This is a genomic window from Cereibacter sediminicola (genome assembly GCF_007668225.1).
GTDB lineage: Bacteria > Pseudomonadota > Alphaproteobacteria > Rhodobacterales > Rhodobacteraceae > Cereibacter_A > Cereibacter_A azotoformans.
In genome coordinates this window covers 1-3,470 of the sequence record NZ_VDEK01000075.1, presented here as the reverse complement: position 1 = coordinate 3,470, position 3,470 = coordinate 1, and the positions used below count along the sequence as shown (strand labels likewise).

Here is a 3,470-nt window from a genome sequence, read left to right as displayed (position 1 = left end):
AGCGCGCTCGCGGCTACAGTCACGCGGCCGCCTGATCGCGTTGTTCAGGCTGAACTGGATGGGGCGGACGGGTGCGCTGATCGCGCCGGTGGTCGAGCGGATGGCGGAACTGCTGGATCCTCGCTGTCCGGGTGCGGGCTGCCGATCCGCTGCATCAACGAAGTCCCGCAGAATGCTTTGGGGCCTCCCCCTCGATTGGATGCTCCCTTTCGGAGGGGGCGGGGCAGCGAAATACAACTTTCGACGAACATGCGCCCGAAAGAGTCCCGCTCGGCGCCTTGGGTCACAACCCACGATGATCACGCCATTCGCAAGATACGGTGCGACGTCCTCATTCCCGTGTTAATCGCTCATGACATGATCGGAGGAAAGGGAGGCTTAGCCCTTCAGCTCTGGGTTCAATCCTGAAGCCCACCTAATTCCCGGACCAAGGATCACGGAAAAACGGTATATTGCCTGCGGCCGCAGGTGCTTTTCATAGCTAGAATCCATGCCGAAAAAAACAATCGCCATTGCAGACGGACATTGCCTGGTCCGGGAAGTAATGGCCAACTATCTGACTGCCGAGATGGACGCGGAAGTCCGGCAGGCAAGCTCCGTTCAGGAACTCGAAGCACTCATCGAGGCGAAGGGGCCCTTTGATATCGTCCTGCTTGACCTGATAATGCCAGGCATGACACCCGGACTTGATGCAATCACGCGCATCCTGGAATTGAACCAGCACAATCCGATCCTGCTCCTGTCCGGTAGCGCCTCGCCCGGAGTGGTTCATGAAGCGCTGGATATCGGAGCCTCGGGTTATATCGATAAAAGTCAGAGCGCCCGCTCCCTTGTAAATGCCATCAACTTCGTTCTTGCTGGTGAAATTTATCTGCCGATGTCCTTCCGCCTGAATACGGCACGCCCCTCCATCACCGATGAGACGGGCCTGACGCCGAAGGAAATCGAAGTACTTCGTTGCCTCACGAATGGCATGATGAACAAGGAAATTGCACAAAGCCTCGGCGTGAGCGAAGTAACGATCAAGATGCATGTCCGATCAATCTGCGCAAAGCTGAACGTCAAAAACCGCACCCAGGCAGCCATGATTGGCTCGCAGTTCCTTCTCGTCTAGCAAACGGAGCCCCGACAGGCACCCGATCCCGATCTACCGGAACGCCATTCATCCACAGCAGCCAGCTCCCTGACCGCTCCGGACATGCTTCACAGGAGACCCGCACCCATGTCCCGGTGACCGAGCCGGGGCAAAGGTGTCGGGATATGCAAGCGCATGATCATAAGTGGCCATGAGTAATCACATTGAAAAGGAAAAGCTTTCCCTTCGTGCCTTGGCTCCCGCCGGATATTATGTCGGGGTGCGGATACGGTTCGTCGCCCCCGAAACCGAGCTCAACACGCTTCCAACTGCGCTGCTGCAGACCTACTCCATTCAGGGAATGGCCCTGCACGACCCAATGATGCGATGGGCCTTCCAGAACAGCGGCATACTTCGCTGGAACGAGCTTGCAAATATCGATCCGGCCAATATTCTCGACGAATATCGCCGCCACGGTCTCGCTCATGGCGCTGTCATCAGCATCCTCACCCAGACCAGGCAGACCCTTCGAACCATTGGCGTTTTCGCCAGGAGCGATCGGGATTACAGCGATCCGGAGCTTTTGACCCTCCGGAAGACCCTCAATCGGTTGCATGGCCCTGCCGACGTCGAACTATCTCCCGGACAAATCGAAGTCTTGCGCCTCCTTGCCCAAGGGCATCGCTACAAGAGGATCGCCCATATCCTAGGCATCACGGAGAGCGGGGTGAAGGCACGTCTCAAGTCCGCGGCTCTGTCCATGGGAGCACAAACACCGGCCCAAACGCTGCGCATGGCGGTCGACGCAGGCCTGCTGACCGTGGACCTGCCGAAACCGGATTCGTCATCCTTATGATCAAGCGAATGTAACTATAGAGATAAACTGGCACGGTGACTCTCGATCACGGTTTCGTTATAAGCTCTACAGGGGTGCCGGCGTGTGCCTGTTTGCCCAAGATGGTGTCCCCAACCCGCCGTACCTCGGCTGCTGTGGTACTGACCGCGCAGCATGGACGCCCAGGCCCTTGCCGGGCGTCCATTTTTTCGTCCGAGTTGATCGCCCTGACCATAAGCCTGTCATCCATAAAGGATCCCACTTCCTTTGGAATGGAAACCGGAACCAAAGACAAGTGCGTGCCTACCCCGGATGGCGGTACAATTTTCTTGTCTCGGACAGCTTATGCCGCAGGATTGGAGGCCGCATGTATATTTCGAATGAGACCGGCAAGGAGCGCCCGGAACCAATGCCGTCCAGGCGTCACATCGACTTGGAGGCGGTAAAGCGTGCTCTCGATCGTCAGGCCGATGAGGAACGCAAGGTTCCGGCCGGCTTCTGGCTTGTCGCGGCCCCCGGCCTGATCATCGTCCTCGCCCTGATTGCCCTTTTCTGACCCAGTTCGGCCTGAACAACGCGATCAGGCCGTGGCATGCCGGTAGGGGTCGGTTGTCTCCTGCCGGAGCGCCGCCAGAACGATGGCGAAGACGGCGGCAAGATCCGCGCACGATTGTCGACGCTTGCGTCGAACCGCCAAGCACGATGCGGTCCCGCCCGGAGCCCCTGGAAACAGGCGCGGCACTTGTGGTCAAACCGCTCGAGGGGGTCGTCACCGGCACCGCGATCCACCACATCGCGCCTCCGGGCAGGGAGGTCACCCGCTCGTCCCGTCACCGCGGCGAAGATCGTGTCACTCTGCCAGGAGGCGGAGATCGTTACCAACGAGCCAGCCGCACCCGAGAGGCTGTCATGACCATCGCCGCCGTTCAGCCCCGGCCGCCGCCGAGGGGAGACTCGTTTTGGCCGGCGCTGTCGTCAGGAGAAGCGGCCGGTCCTGAGCCCGGCCGCTTCTCCTGGTGAACCTGGTCTCAAGCAGCTTCGCACACCCGCAAGACGCTTGCCGGCTCGACATGGGCAAACCGCTCCACCACCTCGAAGGCCACGCCCGGACGATGCGTGACGGCAAGAGACAGGATACCCCGGCGGCGGAGAGCGGCGCGGATGTCCTGTTCGAGTCGGCTGGACAGCTGCGCGCCGTCCGGCCCGTGAAGATCCTGGCATACCCAGACCGTGTCGGCGCCGTCGTTCATCCGAACCAACTCCACGAGCACCGGAACGTGCTTCCATTCCGCATAGGCCGCCACTCCCAGCGCCGCGTTCAGTATCTTTCCGGAAGAGTCACGGGCAAGATCGGACCCGTACCGCTCGGAGATGCGGCCAAACTCCCGGGCCGAGCGGAGGAACCGAAGATCCTCGTCATCGGGCAGGTCACAAAGCTCGTCACCGTTCCAGAGCAGCATATGACTGGCCCAGTCGTGAAGATTGAAGAGAGCCCCTTCCTCCAGAGTGCGCGTTCCGGGGTGATCCGGTCAGGGATTCCGATCTGATCCGGTCACCCAT

The 3,470-nt window shown here is 60.1% G+C and carries 4 protein-coding genes; 3 read left to right on the top strand and 1 reads right to left on the bottom strand.

Annotation, left to right across the window (positions count from 1 at the left end):
• Window positions 1–490 precede the first annotated feature (490 nt).
• The 3 genes from FG154_RS20125 (at window position 491) to FG154_RS20115 (ending at window position 2,466) form a co-directional block, all read left to right on the top strand.
• Window positions 491–1,114, top strand: coding sequence for a LuxR C-terminal-related transcriptional regulator (locus FG154_RS20125; protein ID WP_108222382.1), 624 nt, complete (start codon window positions 491–493; stop codon window positions 1,112–1,114).
• A 172-nt stretch (window positions 1,115–1,286) separates the two neighbouring features.
• Window positions 1,287–1,931: an autoinducer binding domain-containing protein gene (locus FG154_RS20120; protein ID WP_145111846.1), complete on the top strand. Its 645-nt coding sequence runs from the start codon at window positions 1,287–1,289 to the stop codon at window positions 1,929–1,931.
• A 346-nt stretch (window positions 1,932–2,277) separates the two neighbouring features.
• The gene (locus FG154_RS20115; protein ID WP_145111843.1) at window positions 2,278–2,466 is read left to right on the top strand and encodes a hypothetical protein; all 189 of its coding nucleotides are present in this window, start codon (window positions 2,278–2,280) and stop codon (window positions 2,464–2,466) included.
• A 472-nt stretch (window positions 2,467–2,938) separates the two neighbouring features.
• Here the strand turns inward: FG154_RS20115 and FG154_RS20110 are convergent, their stop codons facing one another.
• Window positions 2,939–3,370: a hypothetical protein gene (locus FG154_RS20110; RefSeq protein ID WP_186312476.1), complete on the bottom strand. Its 432-nt coding sequence runs from the start codon at window positions 3,368–3,370 to the stop codon at window positions 2,939–2,941.
• Window positions 3,371–3,470 lie beyond the last annotated feature (100 nt).

Coding starts and splice junctions, on each gene's coding strand:
- FG154_RS20125 (WP_108222382.1), top strand. CDS start 491: ATGCCGAAAAAAACAATCGCCATTGCAGACGGACATTGCCTGGTCCGG.
- FG154_RS20120 (WP_145111846.1), top strand. CDS start 1,287: ATGAGTAATCACATTGAAAAGGAAAAGCTTTCCCTTCGTGCCTTGGCT.
- FG154_RS20115 (WP_145111843.1), top strand. CDS start 2,278: ATGTATATTTCGAATGAGACCGGCAAGGAGCGCCCGGAACCAATGCCG.
- FG154_RS20110 (WP_186312476.1), bottom strand. CDS start 3,370: ATGCTGCTCTGGAACGGTGACGAGCTTTGTGACCTGCCCGATGACGAG.